Source organism: Streptomyces sp. CO7 (assembly GCF_053474865.1).
In genome coordinates, this window is the sequence record NZ_JBRIOU010000191.1 from 1 (window position 1) to 16,321 (window position 16,321).

At 73.0% G+C, this 16,321-nt stretch carries 18 protein-coding genes; 10 read left to right on the forward strand and 8 right to left on the reverse strand.

Annotated elements, in window-relative coordinates; all coding sequences use genetic code 11:
• Positions 1–22: 22 nt before the first annotated feature.
• Together ispD and ACOV8S_RS32370 are read right to left on the reverse strand one after the other, a co-directional pair.
• Positions 23–790, reverse strand: a complete 768-nt coding sequence (gene ispD / locus ACOV8S_RS32365) for a 2-C-methyl-D-erythritol 4-phosphate cytidylyltransferase (protein ID WP_448322158.1) — start codon at positions 788–790, stop codon at positions 23–25.
• Between the two features lie 228 nt (positions 791–1,018).
• Positions 1,019–1,501, reverse strand: a complete 483-nt coding sequence (locus ACOV8S_RS32370; RefSeq protein WP_003953493.1) for a CarD family transcriptional regulator — start codon at positions 1,499–1,501, stop codon at positions 1,019–1,021.
• A gap of 680 nt (positions 1,502–2,181) precedes the next feature.
• Between ACOV8S_RS32370 and ACOV8S_RS32375 the strand changes: the two genes are divergently transcribed.
• Positions 2,182–2,817 carry a DUF461 domain-containing protein gene (locus tag ACOV8S_RS32375; RefSeq protein ID WP_448322160.1) on the forward strand — a complete coding sequence of 212 codons (636 nt, stop codon included), beginning with the start codon at positions 2,182–2,184 and terminating at the stop codon, positions 2,815–2,817.
• Positions 2,818–2,886: 69 nt separating this feature from the next.
• On the opposite strand, the gene ACOV8S_RS32380 is transcribed toward ACOV8S_RS32375, so the two are convergent.
• Positions 2,887–3,567: a response regulator transcription factor gene (locus tag ACOV8S_RS32380; protein WP_108951838.1), complete on the reverse strand. Its 681-nt coding sequence runs from the start codon at positions 3,565–3,567 to the stop codon at positions 2,887–2,889.
• Positions 3,564–4,994 (reverse strand): ATP-binding protein, encoded by a 1,431-nt coding sequence (locus tag ACOV8S_RS32385; RefSeq protein WP_448322163.1) that lies wholly within the window; start codon positions 4,992–4,994, stop codon positions 3,564–3,566. Before ACOV8S_RS32385 ends, ACOV8S_RS32380 begins: the two co-directional genes overlap by 4 nt.
• Before the next feature lie 260 nt (positions 4,995–5,254).
• Between ACOV8S_RS32385 and phoU the strand changes: the two genes are divergently transcribed.
• The 3 genes from phoU (at position 5,255) to ACOV8S_RS32400 (ending at position 6,642) form a co-directional block, all read left to right on the forward strand.
• On the forward strand, positions 5,255–5,923 hold the full coding sequence (gene phoU, locus ACOV8S_RS32390; protein WP_448322165.1) for a phosphate signaling complex protein PhoU: 669 nt from the start codon (positions 5,255–5,257) through the stop codon (positions 5,921–5,923).
• 185 nt (positions 5,924–6,108) lie between these two features.
• Positions 6,109–6,264, forward strand: a complete 156-nt coding sequence (locus ACOV8S_RS32395) for a hypothetical protein (protein WP_351112939.1) — start codon at positions 6,109–6,111, stop codon at positions 6,262–6,264.
• A gap of 129 nt (positions 6,265–6,393) precedes the next feature.
• Positions 6,394–6,642 carry an SCO4226 family nickel-binding protein gene (locus ACOV8S_RS32400; RefSeq protein WP_448322167.1) on the forward strand — a complete coding sequence of 83 codons (249 nt, stop codon included), beginning with the start codon at positions 6,394–6,396 and terminating at the stop codon, positions 6,640–6,642.
• A 10-nt stretch (positions 6,643–6,652) separates the two neighbouring features.
• Here ACOV8S_RS32400 and ACOV8S_RS32405 read toward each other — a convergent pair whose 3' ends face one another.
• On the reverse strand, positions 6,653–7,471 hold the full coding sequence (locus tag ACOV8S_RS32405) for a class I SAM-dependent methyltransferase (protein ID WP_448322169.1): 819 nt from the start codon (positions 7,469–7,471) through the stop codon (positions 6,653–6,655).
• Positions 7,472–7,638: 167 nt separating this feature from the next.
• On the opposite strand from ACOV8S_RS32405, the gene mshA reads away from it, so the two are divergent.
• Positions 7,639–8,985 (forward strand): D-inositol-3-phosphate glycosyltransferase, encoded by a 1,347-nt coding sequence (gene mshA, locus ACOV8S_RS32410; protein ID WP_448322170.1) that lies wholly within the window; start codon positions 7,639–7,641, stop codon positions 8,983–8,985.
• A complete protein-coding gene (locus tag ACOV8S_RS32415; protein ID WP_448322171.1) occupies positions 8,978–9,463 on the forward strand; it encodes a YbjN domain-containing protein in 486 nt (161 codons plus the stop codon). The genes mshA and ACOV8S_RS32415 overlap by 8 nt, the downstream gene beginning before the upstream one ends.
• A 36-nt stretch (positions 9,464–9,499) precedes the next feature.
• Here the strand turns inward: ACOV8S_RS32415 and ACOV8S_RS32420 are convergent, their stop codons facing one another.
• Positions 9,500–10,096: a phosphohydrolase gene (locus ACOV8S_RS32420; RefSeq protein WP_448322173.1), complete on the reverse strand. Its 597-nt coding sequence runs from the start codon at positions 10,094–10,096 to the stop codon at positions 9,500–9,502.
• The gene (locus ACOV8S_RS32425) at positions 10,093–10,626 is read right to left on the reverse strand and encodes a GNAT family N-acetyltransferase (protein WP_448322175.1); all 534 of its coding nucleotides are present in this window, start codon (positions 10,624–10,626) and stop codon (positions 10,093–10,095) included. The genes ACOV8S_RS32420 and ACOV8S_RS32425 overlap by 4 nt, the downstream gene beginning before the upstream one ends.
• A gap of 197 nt (positions 10,627–10,823) precedes the next feature.
• On the opposite strand from ACOV8S_RS32425, the gene ACOV8S_RS32430 reads away from it, so the two are divergent.
• The gene (locus tag ACOV8S_RS32430; protein WP_448322176.1) at positions 10,824–11,348 is read left to right on the forward strand and encodes a DUF2199 domain-containing protein; all 525 of its coding nucleotides are present in this window, start codon (positions 10,824–10,826) and stop codon (positions 11,346–11,348) included.
• A 124-nt stretch (positions 11,349–11,472) separates the two neighbouring features.
• On the opposite strand, the gene ACOV8S_RS32435 is transcribed toward ACOV8S_RS32430, so the two are convergent.
• Positions 11,473–12,747: an MDR family MFS transporter gene (locus ACOV8S_RS32435; protein WP_448322178.1), complete on the reverse strand. Its 1,275-nt coding sequence runs from the start codon at positions 12,745–12,747 to the stop codon at positions 11,473–11,475.
• A gap of 129 nt (positions 12,748–12,876) precedes the next feature.
• Between ACOV8S_RS32435 and ACOV8S_RS32440 the strand changes: the two genes are divergently transcribed.
• From ACOV8S_RS32440 to ACOV8S_RS32450, 3 genes are all read left to right on the forward strand, one after another.
• The gene (locus ACOV8S_RS32440; protein ID WP_448322180.1) at positions 12,877–13,638 is read left to right on the forward strand and encodes a phosphoglyceromutase; all 762 of its coding nucleotides are present in this window, start codon (positions 12,877–12,879) and stop codon (positions 13,636–13,638) included.
• A 404-nt stretch (positions 13,639–14,042) separates the two neighbouring features.
• Positions 14,043–14,486 carry a hypothetical protein gene (locus tag ACOV8S_RS32445; protein ID WP_448322182.1) on the forward strand — a complete coding sequence of 148 codons (444 nt, stop codon included), beginning with the start codon at positions 14,043–14,045 and terminating at the stop codon, positions 14,484–14,486.
• A gap of 156 nt (positions 14,487–14,642) precedes the next feature.
• Positions 14,643–16,139, forward strand: coding sequence for an FG-GAP-like repeat-containing protein (locus ACOV8S_RS32450; protein WP_448322181.1), 1,497 nt, complete (start codon positions 14,643–14,645; stop codon positions 16,137–16,139).
• Positions 16,140–16,321: the final 182 nt, after the last annotated feature.

Genomic DNA, 16,321 nt, shown 5'->3' on the forward strand with positions numbered 1-16,321 from the left:
GTCCTGGCGGGGAACGTCCTGGTCAGAAGCCATCGTTGCGCCTCCTGCGGGCCAGGACCGCCTCGGCCAGGACCAGGTCCAGCGGGCGGGTCACCTTGAACGCCTCCTCGTGCCCGGGCACCGTGACGACGCCGAGACCGAGTCGCTCGACCATGCTCGCGTCGTCGGTCACCTCGCCCTCGACCTCCTGGTGCGCGCGGGTCAGCACGGCCCGGTCGAAGCCCTGCGGGGTCTGCACGGCGCGCAGCCGGGCCCGCACCGGGGTGGCCACCACGGGCTCGGGCGCCCCGGTCACCTCGGCCGGCTCGACCTCCTTGACGGTGTCGGCGAGCGGCAGCGCGGGCACCACGGCGACGGCTCCGTCGCGGACCGCCTCGATCACCGCGTCCACGGTCTCCACCGGGACCAGCGGCCGGGCCGCGTCGTGGACCAGCACCACCTCGGAGCCGGCGGGCAGGGCCTGGAGGCCCAGCCGCACGGACTCCTGCCGGGTGGCCCCGCCGGGCACGACCAGGAAATCGGTGCGCTCGGGCAGGGAATGGGAGTCCAGCAGCGACCGCACCTCGGCGACGCCCTCGGGCGGCGCCACCAGCACGACCAGGGAGACATGACGGGACGCCGCCATCGCGCGCACCGCGTGGATCAGCATCGGGGTGCCCCCGAGCGTGCGCAGCGCCTTGGGGGCGCCGGGGCCCAGGCGTACACCGCGGCCGGCGGCCGGGATCACGACGGCGGCGTGGGCCGCGGAAGGAGTGGGGCGCTCTTCTCGGGGGAAAGCTGCGTCGGACATCGGTTCCTGTCAGGTTTGTGTGCTCCACCCGGATGGGTATGGGCTTGGCGAACCGGATGCTCCGCAGCCGACCGGGCCCTTCCGTGACACCCGGCCGGTACGGACCACTTCCGGGTACGGACATGCCGCGGCGCCCGGCAATGCTTTCGCATCATCGGGCACCACGGCAGCAAGTGTCCTACGTCCGGTCGCGCACGGCGTAACCGCTCGGGCACGACCGGGGGAACATCAGGAGGCGAGCACCTCGTCGAGCAGGGCCTCGGCCTTGTCCTCGTTGGTGTTCTCCGCGAGAGCCAGTTCGCTCACCAGGATCTGGCGGGCCTTGGCGAGCATGCGCTTCTCACCGGCGGACAGGCCGCGCTCGCGCTCGCGACGCCACAGGTCGCGGACGACCTCGGCGACCTTGATGACATCACCGGAGGCCAGCTTCTCCAGGTTTGCCTTGTAACGGCGCGACCAGTTCGTGGGCTCCTCGGCGTACGGCGCGCGCAGCACCTCGAAGACCCGGTCCAGCCCATCCTGACCGACCACGTCGCGCACGCCTACGAACTCCGCATTGTCCGCGGGCACACGCACCGTCAGATCGCCCTGGGCGACCTTCAGCACCAAGTAGGTCTTGTCCACGCCTTTGATCTGGCGAGTTTCGATGGCCTCGATCAGCGCGGCCCCGTGATGGGGATAGACCACGGTGTCGCCAACCTTGAACGTCATGTGACAGGTACCCCTTCCGTGGCTATCCAGGGTAACACGGATTGGGCGTGTTCTGAATGGCGTTTTCGCAGGTCAGGGCATATCTCGGGGCTTGACAACTCCTGCGGGTACATGCTTCGGAAGGGGAACGGAAGGGGGTATTCGCAGGTCGGAGGGGGGATCACGGCCGTGCGAAACGCGGACGTTACACCCCTTCACGGCCCCGCGACAACGACGTTACGCCCCGGAATGTCCGATTCCAAGTGAACGATCTCCGCTACTCCGTTCGAGCGGACCAGGTCCCTCCGGCCGGGCTCCCCAGGGCTATCCGAAATTGATCACCGGCCGGCCGAGTGACCACCTGATCGATTTTCACGGACGCCATTTGGGCCTGCGGAAATAACGCCCCGCAGTTATGCGAATGCTGAACGGGGGAGCGGTGAATCCCTGACGTCCGGCGGGGGTTCGGCACCGCTTCCGCGACCGGAAGAACGACGCGTTGTGATGAACGTCAAGCGGACCCGTGAAGTTCCTGTGTCCACGGAGGGCGGGATCACGCCGTGTGCATGTGCTGTTCGCACAGGGTGGGTCGGGTGCGGCCGGGAACAACGGGCTCGGTAATCTTGGGGCGCTACACAGACCCAAGGGAGCCGGCGTCCGCGCCGTCCCGCTCCGCCCACGTTCAAGGAGTTGCCGCCGCCGTGAGCAGCAGCCTTCGACGCGGCGCCCTCGCCGCCGCCGCCATCGCGTTCTCGATCGCCTCGCTCGCCGCCTGCGGCGCCGGCAACCACGCCGAGACCCTCCAGATCAAGCCGGACCTCGCGGACATCACCGTCGGCGACATCAAGGTCCAGAACGTCGCCGTCCTCACCCAGGAGGACCCTGAGGCCACCGGCCCGGCCGCCGTGATGGCGACCGTCTTCAACGACGGGCAGACCGACCAGACGCTCGACTCCATCACCCTGCCCGGTGGTCCGACCGTGGACCTCAAGGCCGGCAAGGGCAGCCAGGTGAAGGTCCCGGCCGGCGGCCGGGTGGTGATCGGCGGCAAGGACGCCGCCGCCGTCGCCACGATCCCCAGCGGCCGTGAGGCGGTCCGCGACGGCGACGTCCAGCGGGTGACCTTCGCCTTCAGCGAGACCGGGAACGTCTCCCTGGACGCCCTGGTCCTCCCGGCCGAGAACCAGTTCGCGGACTGGGGCCCCTCGGCCGTGCCGAGCGCGGGCGAGCCGTCCTCCTCCGCGTCCGCCTCGGCCTCCGAGCCCGGGGACCTCGACGCGTCCCAGGGCGAGGCCGAGCCGTCCGCCGAGCAGTCGGCGTCCGACGCCGGTCACTGACACCCGCACCGCACGCGAAAGGGGCGGCTCCCCCGAGGAGAGCCGCCCCTTTCCGCCGTCCGGGCCGGTCTACGGCTCGAACTTGTACCCCAGGCCGCGGACCGTGACCAGGTACCGCGGCGCACCCGGGTCGGGCTCGATCTTGGCGCGCAGCCGCTTGACGTGGACGTCCAGGGTCTTGGTGTCGCCCACGTAGTCGGCCCCCCAGACCCGGTCGATCAGCTGCATGCGGGTCAGCACCCGGCCCGCGTTGCGCAGCAGCATCTCCAGCAGGTCGAACTCCTTGAGCGGGAGGTCCACCTTCGCGCCGTCCACGGTCACCACGTGACGATCGACGTCCATGCGGACCGGGCCCGCCTCCAGCGCGGCGGGGGTGGCCTCCTCGGGCTCCCCGCGTCTGCGCAGCACGGCGCGGATGCGGGCGACCAGCTCGCGCGAGGAGAACGGCTTGGTGACGTAGTCGTCCGCGCCTATCTCCAGGCCGACGACCTTGTCGATCTCGCTGTCCTTGGCGGTGACCATGATCACCGGGACGTTGGAGCGGTTGCGCAGCTGACGGCACACCTCGGTGCCCGGCAGCCCGGGCAGCATCAGGTCCAGCAGGACCAGGTCCGCTCCGTTGCGCTCGAACTCGTCGAGGCCGTCGGGGCCGGTCGCCGCGACGGCGACCTCGAAGCCCTCCTTGCGGAGCATGTACGACAGGACGTCGGAGAAGGACTCCTCGTCCTCGACGACGAGCACACGGGTCACGGGCGGACCTCCGGAGCGGGAGCGGGAAGCGGATCGGGCGAAGCGGCGGGCACGGCGGTGGACCCGGTGGCGGTGGGAGCGGCCGGCACGGCACCGGCCTGCGGGCCCGCGGCGTACTGGTCGGTGGCCTGCGGACCGGCGGTGTGCCGGTCGGTGGCCTGCGAACCGGTGGCAGGGTGGTCGGCTGCCCGCGCGCCGGTGGCGGGCGGGCCGGCGATGTGGGGGCCGGGGGCGAGCCGGCCGGTGGTGGAGCCGTCGCGGCGGCCGCGGTCGCGTGCCGCGGCGGCCTCGGGCAGCCGGACGGTGAAGGTGGAGCCCTGGCCCTCGGTGCTCCAGACGGTGACCTCGCCACCGTGCGAGGCCACCACGTGCTTGACGATCGCGAGGCCCAGGCCCGTGCCGCCGGTGGCCCGGGAGCGGGCCGGGTCGACCCGGTAGAAGCGCTCGAAGATGCGCTCCCGGTCCCGGTCGGAGATCCCGATGCCCTGGTCGGTGACGGCGATCTCGACCATGTCGCCGCTCGCGTCGGCGACCCGGCGGACCGCGATGCCGACCTTGGTCTGCGCCGGCGAGTAGTTGACGGCGTTCTCCACGAGGTTGCCCAGGGCGCCGACCAGCTGGCCGCGGTTGCCCCAGACGTACAGCCCCTCGGCGCCGGCCGCGGCCATGGTGATGTGCTTGGAGCCGGCCTGCTGGCGGCAGCGGTCCATCGCCTCGTCGACCAGCACCTCGACCTTGACCGGCTCGGCGTACTCCAGCGGGTCGTCGTTCTGGATGCGGGAGAGGTCGATGAGCTCCTGCACCAGGTTGGTCAGGCGGGTGGCCTCGATCTGCATCCGGCCGGCGAACCGCTCGACCGCCTCCGGGTCGTCGGAGGCGTCCATCACGGCCTCCGACAGCAGGGAGAGCGCTCCCACGGGGGTCTTCAGCTCGTGCGACACGTTGGCGACGAAGTCACGCCGCACCGCCTCGATCCGGCGGGCCTCGGTGAGGTCCTCCACCAGCAGCATGACCAGGCGCGAGCCCAGCGGGGCCACCCGGGCGGACACCGCCAGCGGTTCGGCCCGGCCGGCGCCGCGCCGGGGAAGTTCCAGTTCGACCTGGCGTATCTCGCCGTCCCGGCGGGTGTCCCGGGCCATCTGCAGCATCGGCTCGACGGCGAGCCGGCCGCCGCGGACCAGACCCAGCGCGTAGGCGGCGGAGCTGGCCTTCACCACCGCGTCGGCCTCGTCGAGCACCACCGCCGAGGAGCGGAGCACCGACAGCACGGTGTCCACCCCGCGGGGCAGGGCCGCCTCGGCCCGGTCGGCGGCGCGGGAGGGGCGTTCCAGGTCGCTCTCGCTCCAGCGGAACGCCAGCATGGCGACCACACCGGTGAGCACACCGGCTATCGCCGCCGCTGCGGCGACCGCCGCGTTCACGTCCATGCCTCCAGGTTAGGCGGGGGCGGGGGGTGCTCCGCAGCCTCCGGAGGGAGACCTGACGCACTGGTCGCCCAGAGTTCACCTTCCGGTCCGTGTCGGTTCACCGGACGGGACCCGTACGGCAGGGGGCGGCGGGCGACAGTGGCTTCACCGGACGCCGGGCGGGTAGGACGGACGGCACCTGGCACCACCTTCGTGTTCGGCCCGCCCGGGAACACCCCGGGATCCGCCCGGGACCGTCCGTCATCGGAAAGGAAGCACGGATGCGTGACGCGTACCACGAGGAACTCGACTCGATCGGCGAGGACCTGGCGGAGATGGCCCGTACGGTCGGCTCGGCGATGGGGCGGGCGACCGCGGCGATACTCGACGCCGACCTGTCACTCGCGGAGCGGGTGATCGAGTCCGACCGCGCGGTCGACGAGACCCAGCACGACCTGGAGGCCCGGGCCATCGCCCTGCTGGCCCGCCAGCAGCCGGTGGCCACCGACCTGCGGAAGGTGGTGACCTCGCTGCGGATCTCCGCCGACCTGGAGCGGTCCGGCGACCTGGCCAAGCACGTGGCCAAGCTGGCGCGGCTGCGCTACCCGCAGAAGGCGGTCCCCTCCGACCTGCACGCCACCGTCCTGGAGATGGGGCAGCTCGCGCAGCGGCTGATGGCGAAGACCGCCCAGGTGCTGGCCACCGAGGACGTCCGGCTGGCGCTCCAGCTGGAGCAGGACGACGACGCCATGGACACCCTGCACCGCGCCCTGTTCCAGCACCTGATGGACGACAAGTGGCAGCACGGCATCGAGACGGCGGTCGACGTCACCCTGCTGGGCCGCTACTACGAGCGGTTCGCGGACCACGCGGTGTCCGCGGCGCGGCGGGTGGTGTTCCTGGTGACCGGCGAGCACCCGGGCGACCTCCCGGCGGAGGGCGGCGCGTAACGGGGGCGGCGGCGCGGACCGGGGGCGAAGGCGCGGACGGCCCCGGCCGCCGCCGGTCCGGGCCCGTTCCGCGCCCACCCCGCCCGGCGCATCCGTGCGCCGTTGATGCGCCGTGCGCCGCGGCGGTGCAATGGGGCGACACCGTTGGACGGTCCTGCTGGACGCCACTGGAGGGATGGACCGAGATGCCCGAGGCCCCCCGTACGGACGACGACCCGACCCGCGCCGCCGACACCGAGGAGGCGCCCGCCCCGCGCGCGCTGCCACTGCTGGCGGCCTGCGGCTGCGGCTCCGGCTGCGGCTGCGGCTGCCAGTCCGGCGGCCCCTGTCAGTGCGGCTGACGCCACGAGACACCCGGACGCCGGGCCCGCACACCTCCGTGCGGGCCCGCCGTTTGTCGTGGCCTCGGCGGAGGCGGACGATGGGGAGAGGGGAACCGGACGCACTCGACAGGAAGAAGGTGCGCAGCCATGGCCCGCTTCATGGATGTCCACCGGAACATGAACGGCATCACCGGACCGGAGCTCGAGGAGGCCCACGCGGCCGACCTGGCGCTGGAGAAGGCCGAGGACGTGCACTTCGAGGGAGCCTGGGCCGACCCGGACTCCGGCACGGTGTACTGCCTGTCCAGCGGCCCCTCGGCCGAGGCCGTGCAGCGCGTGCACGAGCGCGCGGGACACAAGGCGGACGAGATCCACGCGGTCCCGCTGTCCGTCTGAGGCCCGGAGCTCAGCCGCCGCGCGGGGCGAGCGCCTCCCAGGCCACCGTGACCTCGCCCTGGCGCCACCGCGCCGGCCCGTCCGTCACCGGCCAGTGCGCGGTCAGGTCCCGCACCGCGCGGATCCACCGCTGGCGGGCCCCGTAGGAGGCGTACGGCGCCGCGGCCGCCCAGGCGCGGTCGAAGTCGCGCAGGAACGCGTGCACCGGCTCGCCCGGCAGGTTCCGGTGGATCAGCGCCTTCGGAAGGCGTTCCGCCAGGTCCGACGGGCGGTCGAGGGAGGCCAGCCGGGCGGCGAAGGTGACCGTCCGCGGGCCCTCGGGGCCGAGGGCGACCCACACGTGGCGGCGTCCGATCTCGTCACAGGTGCCCTCCACCAGCAGCCCGCCCCGCGAGCCGTGCGGGCCCGCCGGGGCGAGGCGGGCGCACAGCCGTGACCACACCTGGGCGACCTGCTCCTCGTCGTACTGGCGCAGCACGTTGGCGGCCCTGATCAGCTGCGGCGGCGCGGGCAGCGGCACCTCGAAGCCGCCGTGTTGGAACTCCAGCCCTTCCCGCTCGTACGGGCGGGCCGCGGCGACCCGGGCCGGGTCGATCTCGATGCCGACCACCCGGGTGCGGGGCGCGGCGATCCGCAGCCGGCCGAGCAGTTCGACGGCGGTCCACGGCGCGGCGCCGTAGCCCAGGTCGACGGCGACCGGGCCCTGCGCGCGCCGCAGTTCGGCGCCGTGCACGGCCGCGATCCAGCGGTCCATGCGGCGGAGCCGGTTGGGGTTGGTCGTCCCGCGCGTCACCGTTCCCACGGGGCGGGCCGTCGCGCGGGGAGTCATGTCTACGAGGGTACGAAAGCGCTGGTGGGGCCGGAACACGCCGTTCATCTCCCGGCCACACGGCGTAACGTTTTGGCAAAGCCGAAATGGCAGGCGTCCCGCCGGTGTTCTCGCCTCTGGAGGGTTCAAGGCCGCGTACCCACCCGACACCCCTGGAGGACTGCCACGTGAGCCAGTACGTCACCAGGCTCGGGCGTCTCTCCCCGGCGTCGCCGCCGCGGCTGAGGCTGCCGGGCGTACCGCGCCGTGCGCGCCGCGTCGCCATGCTCTCCGTCCACACCTCCCCGCTGCACCAGCCCGGCACGGGCGACGCGGGCGGGATGAACGTCTACATCGTCGAGCTCGCCCGCCGCCTAGCCGCGCAGGGCGTCGAGGTGGAGGTCTTCACCCGCGCCACCTCCGCATCCCTCCCGCCGGCCGTGGAGCTGGCCCCCGGCGTGCTGGTGCGGCACGTGGACGCCGGCCCGTACGAGGGCCTGGCCAAGGAGGACCTGCCGGCCCAGCTGTGCGCCTTCACCCACGGCGTGATGCAGGCCTGGGCGGGCAACCGTCCCGGCCACTACGACCTGGTCCACTCCCACTACTGGCTCTCCGGGCACGTGGGCTGGCTGGCCGCCCAGCGCTGGGGCGTGCCGCTGGTGCACGCCATGCACACCATGGCGAAGGTGAAGAACGCCTCGCTCGCCCAGGGCGACACGCCCGAGCCGCCGGCCCGCGTGATCGGCGAGACGCAGATCGTGGACGCCGCCGACCGGCTGATCGCCAACACCGCCGACGAGGCCGCCGACCTGGTCCGCCACTACGAGGCCGACCCCGCGAAGGTCGAGATCGTGCACCCCGGCGTCAACCTGGACCGCTTCCGCCCGGCCGACGGCCGGGCCGCCGCCCGGGCCCGCCTGGGCCTGCCGCAGGACGCCCTGATCCCTCTCTTCGCCGGGCGGATACAGCCGCTGAAGGCGCCCGACGTGCTGCTGCGCGCGGTGGCGGTGCTGCTGGAGCAGCGCCCCGACCTGCGCCCGCGGCTGGTGGTGCCGGTGGTCGGCGGCCCCAGCGGCAGCGGCCTCGCCAAGCCGGAGCGGCTGCAGAAGCTGTCCTCGCGCCTCGGCCTGAACGACGTGGTGCGCTTCCACCCGCCGGTGGGGCAGGACCGGCTCGCGGACTGGTTCCGGGCGGCGTCGGTGCTGGTGATGCCCTCCTACAGCGAGTCGTTCGGCCTGGTCGCCATCGAGGCCCAGGCCACCGGCACGCCGGTGCTGGCCGCCGCGGTGGGTGGCCTGCCGGTCGCGGTGCGCGACGGCGAGACCGGCTTCCTGGTCCGCGGCCACGACCCCGCCGACTACGCGGCCGTGCTGCGGCGCTTCGCCGACGAGCCGGCCCTGACCACCCGGCTCGGTGAGCGGGCCGCCCGGCACGCCCAGGAGTTCGGCTGGGACCGGGCCGCCGCCGCGACCACCGAGGTGTACTCGGCCGCCCTGCACGCCCACCGCCGTCGCGTACGCTCGGCCCATGGCTGACGCGCGCGAGGTGATCGAGGCGTTCCTGCGGGACGCCGAGCTGGAGTGGGAGTCCCCGGAGCCCGGCAACTACGTCGTGAAGCTGCCCGGGACGCAGAAGCTCTCCACCACGGTCTCGCTGATCGCCGGCCGGCACTCCCTCTCGCTGAACGCCTTCGTCATCCGCCACCCGGACGAGAACGAGGCGGGCGTCCACCGCTGGCTGCTGGAGCGCAACCTCAAGCTGTACGGCGTCTCCTACGCGGTGGACCCGCACGGCGACGTGTACGTCACGGCCCGCCTGCCGCTGGCCTCGGTCACGGCGGACGGCATCGACCGCCTCCTCGGCCAGGTCCTGGAGGCCGCCGACGGCGCCTTCAACACGCTGCTGGAGATGGGGTTCGCGTCCTCCATCCGCAAGGAGTACGCCTGGCGGGTCTCCCGCGGCGAGTCCACCCGCAACCTGGACGCCTTCGCGCACCTGCTCGACAAGGAGTGACCGGCGGGCGCCGGCCGGCTCCCCTCGTCGGGCTCGTCAGCCGCCGACCGGGAACGCCGCCTGGAACGCCAGGCGGCGGTCGGCGTCCTCGCCGACCGCGGTGAGCAGGTCGTCGAGGTCGCCGAACTCCTCCCAGGCCGCGCGGCCGCTCGCCGCCGCCAGGCGGCCCACGACCAGGTCCTCCAGATCAGGCACCCGCTTGTTCTTCCACGCCTTGTCGGCGAGCGACACCAGCAGGTCCTCCAGAGCGACGTCCGCCGCCGTCCACGAGGCGTGGGTGGCGGCGAACCGGGCCAGCGCGGGGGTGACGCCCCGGGCGAGCAGCAGGGCCTGCCCGGCGTCCTCGTGGGCGGAGCCGGGGCCGGACAGCTCGGTCCGGTGCAGCGTCTTGCCGACGTCGTGGGTCGCCGCCCCGAAGAGCACCGCCTCACGGTCGAGCGATCCGGCGGGCAGCCGCCGCTCGGTCCAGTCCACCAGCGTGTGCGCCACGTCGTGCACGGCGCGCAGGTGCGCCGCCAGCCGCGGCGGGCAGTCCAGGGCGGTCAGCAGTTCCGCGACGGCGGGGGGCAGCGGGCGCAGGGGCGGGTCGCTCGGCCCCGCCAGGGCCCGCGCCAGGAGGCCGGCCGCGCTCACCGGGGCAGCGAGCCGACGGGGGCGGCGGAAGCCTGAGGCTCCTCGTCGTGCGGGACGTCCGTCTCCATCAGGGGCAGCACCCGGCCCGCGATCGACCCCGACGGCACCGTGCCGACGACGCGGGCGCCCATCGCCCGGTAGAACGGCTCCGCGTTCGGGTCGGCGTCGATGGCGAGGCTGCGCATCCCGAGGCGGCGGGCGGTGGCCAGCCCTTCCGCGTACAGCCGGCGGCCGACGCCCGATCCGATGGCGGACGGGTCGACGAAGAGCATGTCGAGCCGGCCCCTGGGGGGCGCCCCGTCGATCAGCACGAAGCCCAGCACCCGCCCGGCGTCGTCCTCCGCGACCGTCGCGTTGCCCGGCGTCAGGTCCTCGGGCCGCAGCCGCAGTTCGTCACGGCAGACGGCGAGAAACGCGGCGTCGTACCCCCAGTGGCCCTTGGAGCGCAGCGCCAGTTCGCTCAGCGCGGGCGCCTCGTCGGCGCGGGCGGGACGGACACGGAGACGGTCGCCGGACGACGTGAGGGACATGCGGACCTCCTTGACTCGCTGACAGGGTGCCACGGCGGGCGGAACGCGCGGAACGGAACGCCCACGGGCGGCGGACGTTCCGCGGGAGCGGGCGGCGGTCGGCGGGCGGTGGTCGGTGGGCGGCGACGGGTGCCCGGCGGCGTGGTCGGTCCGGCGGTTCGGCCGTGGCCGTCCGAGGCGGCCATTACTCTCGGGTCATGACACACGAGGAACCCGGCTTCGTCTGCTCGCGATGCGGCGAGCACCACGCAGGCCTCCCCATGGGTTACTCCACCGAGGCGCCCGACGTCTGGGATCCGCGCTACGCCGAGCGCGAGGACAGTGTGCTCTCCCCCGACCAGTGCGTGATCAAGGGCGAGCACTTCTTCGTCAAGGGCCTGATCGAGATCCCCGTGCGCGACAGCGCGGTGCCCGGGGGCGAGGTCTTCGAGTGGGGTGTCTGGGTCTCGCTCAGCGCCCAGAACTTCCGGCGCTCGGACGAGTTGTGGGAGACCTCCGGGCGGGAGGCGGAGCCGCCCTACTTCGGCTGGCTGAACACCTCGCTGCCCCTCTACTCCCCCACCACCCTGAACCTGCGCACCAACGTCCACACCCGTGAGGTGGGCCGCCGGCCGTACGTCGAACTGGAGCCGACGGACCATCCGCTGGCGGTGGAGCAGCGCGAGGGCATCACCCTCGCGCGGGTCCGCGAGATCGCCGAGGCCATGCTGCACGGGACCTGAGCGGCGCGGCGCCCCGGTGTCCGCCCTCGGGCGGCTCCGGTGCGTCCGCTCCGGGCAGGCGGCTTCGGTACGCCCGCTCCGGGCAAGCGGCTCCGGTACGCCCGCTCCGGGCAGGCGGCGCGGGTCAGGCCGCCTCGGTCACCGGCTTCGGCAGGCCGCCGGCCGGGACGGTGACCTCCGCCTCCGGCGGCAGGTTCCGCGTCAGCAGCACGTACCCGGCCGCCGCCACCGTGCCCAGCACCGCGCAGCCGCCCCACAGCCAGTTCGCGCCGTACCCGTCGATCACCACGCCGGCGACCAGCGGGGCGACGAGGGCCGCCAGCGACCAGGACATCGTGTAGATCCCCTGGTACCGCCCGCGCCCCTCCACCGGCGAGAGCCGGACCACCAGGCTGGACTGCGTCGGCGCGTTCAGCATCTCGGCGAACGTCCACACGCACACGGTGAGCACCAGCGTCCCCAGCGTCCCGGCGAAGGCGGTCAGCGCGAACCCGTAGCCCGCCAGCAGCGCGGCGACGGCCAGCAGCCGGCGCGGGTCGCGGTGCTGGATGAGCCGGGTGACCGGCAGCTGCAGGGCGACGATCAGCACGCCGTTGACGGCGATGGCCAGGCCGTACTCCGCCGGGCTGAACCCCTGCTTGCCCATCGCGACGGGCAGACCCACGTACCCCTGCTGGAAGATCAGCGCGACCACGAACGACAGCCCGACGAGCGACATGAACCGCCCGTCGCGCAGCACCGTGCCGAGCCCCACCCGCGGCCCGCCGCCCTTGGCGCCGGCCGCCGCCGCGTCGAGGGAGGGCTCCGGCCGCGACTCGGGCAGCTTCACGAACACCACCACGGCGCAGGCCAGCGTCATCACCGCCTCGACGAGGAAGCCCGCCCGGTAGCTGACCTGCGCGACGAACCCGGCGCCCGCGGCGGAGACGGCGAAGCCGAGGTTGATGGCCCAGTAGTTGAGCGAGTAGGCCCGCACCCGGTCCTCTGGCCGCACGATGTCCGCCATCATCGCCTGCACCGCCGGCCGCGAGGCGTTCGACGCCATGCCGACGAGGAAGGCGACGGCCGCGATGCTCACCGGGTCGCTGACGAAGCCGAGCAGCGCCACCGACGCCGCCGTGGACAGCTGCGCGATCAGCATGGTGGACCGGCGGCCGAGGCGGTCGGTCATCACCCCCGCGCCGACCGAGGAGATCACTCCGCCGAGCCCGTGCAGCGCGGCCACCAGACCGGTGTAGGAGGCGGAGTAGCCGCGCTCCAGCGTCAGGTAGAGCGCCAGGAAGGTGGCCACGAAGGCGCCCAGGCGGTTGACCAGGGTGCTGACCCACAGCCACCAGAAGGCCGACGGGAGCCCGGAGACGGTCTCCCTCAGGGCACGTCTCGGCGAGACGACGGACAAGGCGGCCTCCACAGGACTGCCGTAAGCGGCGCAGACGGACGGTGCATGTTACTTCCGCACGTCGGGCGGGAGCCACCGAATACTGGACGCCCGCGCGACCCCCGCCGCGCTCCGATTACGCTGGGTGCCATGGCCGACGCACCGTACAAGCTGATCCTCCTCCGCCACGGCGAGAGCGAGTGGAACGCCAAGAACCTGTTCACCGGCTGGGTGGACGTGGACCTGACCGACAAGGGCGAGAAGGAGGCGATCCGCGGCGGCGAGCTGATGAAGGACGCCGGGCTCCTCCCCGACGTCGTGCACACGTCCCTCCAGAAGCGTGCCATCCGCACCGCCCAGCTCTCCCTGACCTCCGCCGACCGGCACTGGATCCCCGTCCACCGCAGCTGGCGCCTCAACGAGCGCCACTACGGCGCCCTGCAGGGCAAGAACAAGGCGGAGATCCTCGAGCAGTTCGGCGAGGAGCAGTTCATGCAGTGGCGCCGCTCCTACGACACCCCGCCGCCGGTCCTCGACGCCGACGCCGAGTGGTCGCAGTACAACGACGCCCGCTACGCGACGATCCCGCCGGAGCTGCGCCCGCAGACCGAGTGCCTGAAGGACGTCGTCCACCGGATGATGCCGTACTGGTACGACAGCATCGTTCCCGACCTGCTGACCGGCCGCACCGTCCTGGTCGCCGCCCACGGCAACTCGCTGCGCGCGCTGGTGAAGCACCTCGACGGCATCTCCGACGCCGACATCGCCGGCCTCAACATCCCGACCGGCATCCCCCTCGCCTACGAACTCGACGCCGAGTTCAAGCCCGTCGTCCCGCGCGGCACCTACCTCGACCCGGAGGCCGCCAAGGCCGCCATCGAGGCCGTGAAGAACCAGGGCAAGAAGAAGTAGCCCGCTCGCGTAAGCCCCCTGCCTGCGGTTTTTTTCCGCAGGCAGGGGGCTTTTCGCTGCCTCGGGGCGTCTCCGGGCCGTCAAGGCGGTGGAGCGGTGCGCTCTCCCGGCTCCGGCTCCGGCCCCTGCCTCCACTCCGCCGCTCAGCGTGTCGGCACCCGGCCGTGCCACAAGCTCAGCACGGTCACCTCTCGCACAGCTCGGATCACCTCCATCGCAGTCTGTGGCACTCGGTCGACTCTTCGCCGGACAGCTCGCCCTCCTGCCTCGGTGCACGCCACGTGCACCGACGGCCCGAACCCTTTTTCTGAGCGGCACTTGAGGTCCAGAGGAACGCGGCGCGGATAGAGTCCGCACACGCCGCCCGGGGGGGCGTGCAGGGACAGGGGGCGGTCTTGGAGTTCATGTTCTACGTCGTGCCGGCGATCATCGGAGCGGTGGCGCTCGCGATGGCGGTCAAGGTGGTCAAGGGCTACGTGAGCCTCAGGCAGGCATGGTCGAGCGGCCTGACGGCACAGGCACGCTGCCTGCGCACGTTCACCACGACGAGTGGGACCTCCGACGGCCCCGTCACCACCACGCTGCACCACGTCTACGAGTTCACGCCTGCCGCGGGTGTGCCCGTCCGTATCGAGGAGCAGGACGGACCCGCGACGACGCTGGAGGGGGACGTCGTCACCGTGTACTACTCGGTGGACCGTCCCGAGAAGGCGACCTCGCAGGCGCCGGGCACCGGCAGAAGCACGGCGGGCCTGGTCGTGTCCCTCGTCTTCATCGGCGCGGTTCTCGCCTTCTGCGTGTTCTTCGCGCTCCAGGCACACGAGATGTTCGCGGCGGACTTCCCGTAAGGGCGGAACCCAGGTGCGGCTCGGGTCGGTTGCGGCTCGGGGACATTACCGTGACATTCAGGCGTACAACCGGAAGGTGCTCACCGGAGTCGGACTGGGTGAACGCGCGGCGCGTCTCGCGCCCCGCGTCGACCGACCGACCCGAAAGGCATCTCCATGTCTCGAGCACGAGGCGGCGCCCGTTCCACGCGACTGGGCGCCCCCTTTGCCGCCGCGGCGCTGTTGGCCGGCGGCCTGGGCGCCTGGTCGCTGACCACGACCACGGCCCACGCCGCCCCCGCCCCCTCCGTGGGGGTCCAGGACGACTTCAACCGCGACGGCTACGCCGACCTCGTCGTCGGGGCGCCGAACGCGACCGTCTCGGGCGCGGCCCGCGCCGGCTACGTCGCCGTGATGTACGGGTCGTCCGCCGGCGTCGACACCGCGAAGAAGAAGATCGTGAGCCGCTCCACCAGCGGCGTCCCCGGCGCGGCCACCGCCGGCCAGCGCTTCGGTTCCACCTTCGCCAAGGGCGACCTGGACGGCGACGGCTACGGCGACCTGATCATCGGCGGCGGCACCGCCGGCTCGGTGATCCTGTGGGGTTCGGCCTCCGGACTCACCGGCGGCACCGCGGTCGCCGGGTACGGGGCCGCCCCGCAGATCGGCGACTTCGACGGCGACAACAAGGCCGACCTGGCGCTGTTCTCCCAGCAGGAGGTCAGGGGCGACGACCCCTCGGGCGCCCCGGCGACCCTGTGGAAGGGCCCGGTCACCCGGGCCGGCGCCCCGGCGGCCGTACTGCCGCTCCTCGACAGGTCGGCGTGGTGGGGCTACGAAAACGAGGACAAGTCCTGCGACAGCGAAGACTCCTGCGAGGACGGTCCCGTCTCGATCACCGGTCCGGTCAGGGCCGGCCAGGTCGGCGACGTCAACGGCGACGGCCGTGACGACATCGTCCAATGGCGCTACACCGGTGACGGCACCTGGGGCAGCCGCCTGCTGCTGGGCGGCGGCGCCACCGGCTTCAAGCGCGGCTGGGTGACCGGCGACTCCACCCGGAGCACTCCGGCCGGCACCGGCATCGGCGACATCAACGGCGACGGCTACGACGACGTCGTGGTCGGCGCCGAGGACTGGTCCGACAAGGTGCGGATCTCCTACGGCTCCGCCTCCGGCCTCTCCGAGGCGAACACGGTGCTCCTCGACCAGGACTCGCCCGGCATCCCCGGCGCACAGGAGGAGGGTGACCTCTTCGGCTCCTCCGTCTCCGTCGCCGACATGACCGGTGACGGTTACGCCGACATCGCGCTCGGCGTGGCGGGCGAGGACATCGGCACGATCGAGGACGCGGGCGCCGTCGTCCTGGTGCCCGGCAGCGCCGCGGGCGTCACCGGTGCTGGTGCCAAGGCCGTCAACCAGGACACCGCCGGGATCCCCGGCGTCGGCGAGGCCGGCGACATGTTCGGCGTCTCCACCGCGCTCCTGGACATGAACGGCAACGGCTACCGCGACCTCGCCGTCGGCACGACCGCAGAGAACAGCGAGAACGGCGCGGTCTGGCTGCTGCGCGGCGGCTCGGCCGGCCTGTCCACGAAGAACGCGTACGCGTTCGGCGCCAAGGACGTCGGCGCGGCCTACACCGACGCCTGGTTCGGCTTCTCCGTGCGCTAGCGGCGGGGGCGCCCCTCCCCCCCCCCGCCCCCCCCCCCCCCCCCCCCCCCCGCGCCCCGCCGCTGCTCAACGCCGTCGGCGTCCACGAGCCGTACGCCCTGCGGGCCGTCCTGGAGGTCCACACCGACCAGGGGCTCACCGGTCTCGGCGAGACCTACGCCGACACCGGCCACCTGCGCCGC

Coding starts and splice junctions, on each gene's coding strand:
- ispD (WP_448322158.1), bottom strand. CDS start 790: ATGTCCGACGCAGCTTTCCCCCGAGAAGAGCGCCCCACTCCTTCCGCG.
- ACOV8S_RS32370 (WP_003953493.1), bottom strand. CDS start 1,501: ATGACGTTCAAGGTTGGCGACACCGTGGTCTATCCCCATCACGGGGCC.
- ACOV8S_RS32385 (WP_448322163.1), bottom strand. CDS start 4,994: ATGGACGTGAACGCGGCGGTCGCCGCAGCGGCGGCGATAGCCGGTGTG.
- phoU (WP_448322165.1), top strand. CDS start 5,255: ATGCGTGACGCGTACCACGAGGAACTCGACTCGATCGGCGAGGACCTG.
- ACOV8S_RS32395 (WP_351112939.1), top strand. CDS start 6,109: ATGCCCGAGGCCCCCCGTACGGACGACGACCCGACCCGCGCCGCCGAC.
- ACOV8S_RS32400 (WP_448322167.1), top strand. CDS start 6,394: ATGGCCCGCTTCATGGATGTCCACCGGAACATGAACGGCATCACCGGA.
- ACOV8S_RS32405 (WP_448322169.1), bottom strand. CDS start 7,471: ATGACTCCCCGCGCGACGGCCCGCCCCGTGGGAACGGTGACGCGCGGG.
- ACOV8S_RS32415 (WP_448322171.1), top strand. CDS start 8,978: ATGGCTGACGCGCGCGAGGTGATCGAGGCGTTCCTGCGGGACGCCGAG.
- ACOV8S_RS32425 (WP_448322175.1), bottom strand. CDS start 10,626: ATGTCCCTCACGTCGTCCGGCGACCGTCTCCGTGTCCGTCCCGCCCGC.
- ACOV8S_RS32430 (WP_448322176.1), top strand. CDS start 10,824: ATGACACACGAGGAACCCGGCTTCGTCTGCTCGCGATGCGGCGAGCAC.
- ACOV8S_RS32440 (WP_448322180.1), top strand. CDS start 12,877: ATGGCCGACGCACCGTACAAGCTGATCCTCCTCCGCCACGGCGAGAGC.
- ACOV8S_RS32445 (WP_448322182.1), top strand. CDS start 14,043: ATGTTCTACGTCGTGCCGGCGATCATCGGAGCGGTGGCGCTCGCGATG.
- ACOV8S_RS32450 (WP_448322181.1), top strand. CDS start 14,643: ATGTCTCGAGCACGAGGCGGCGCCCGTTCCACGCGACTGGGCGCCCCC.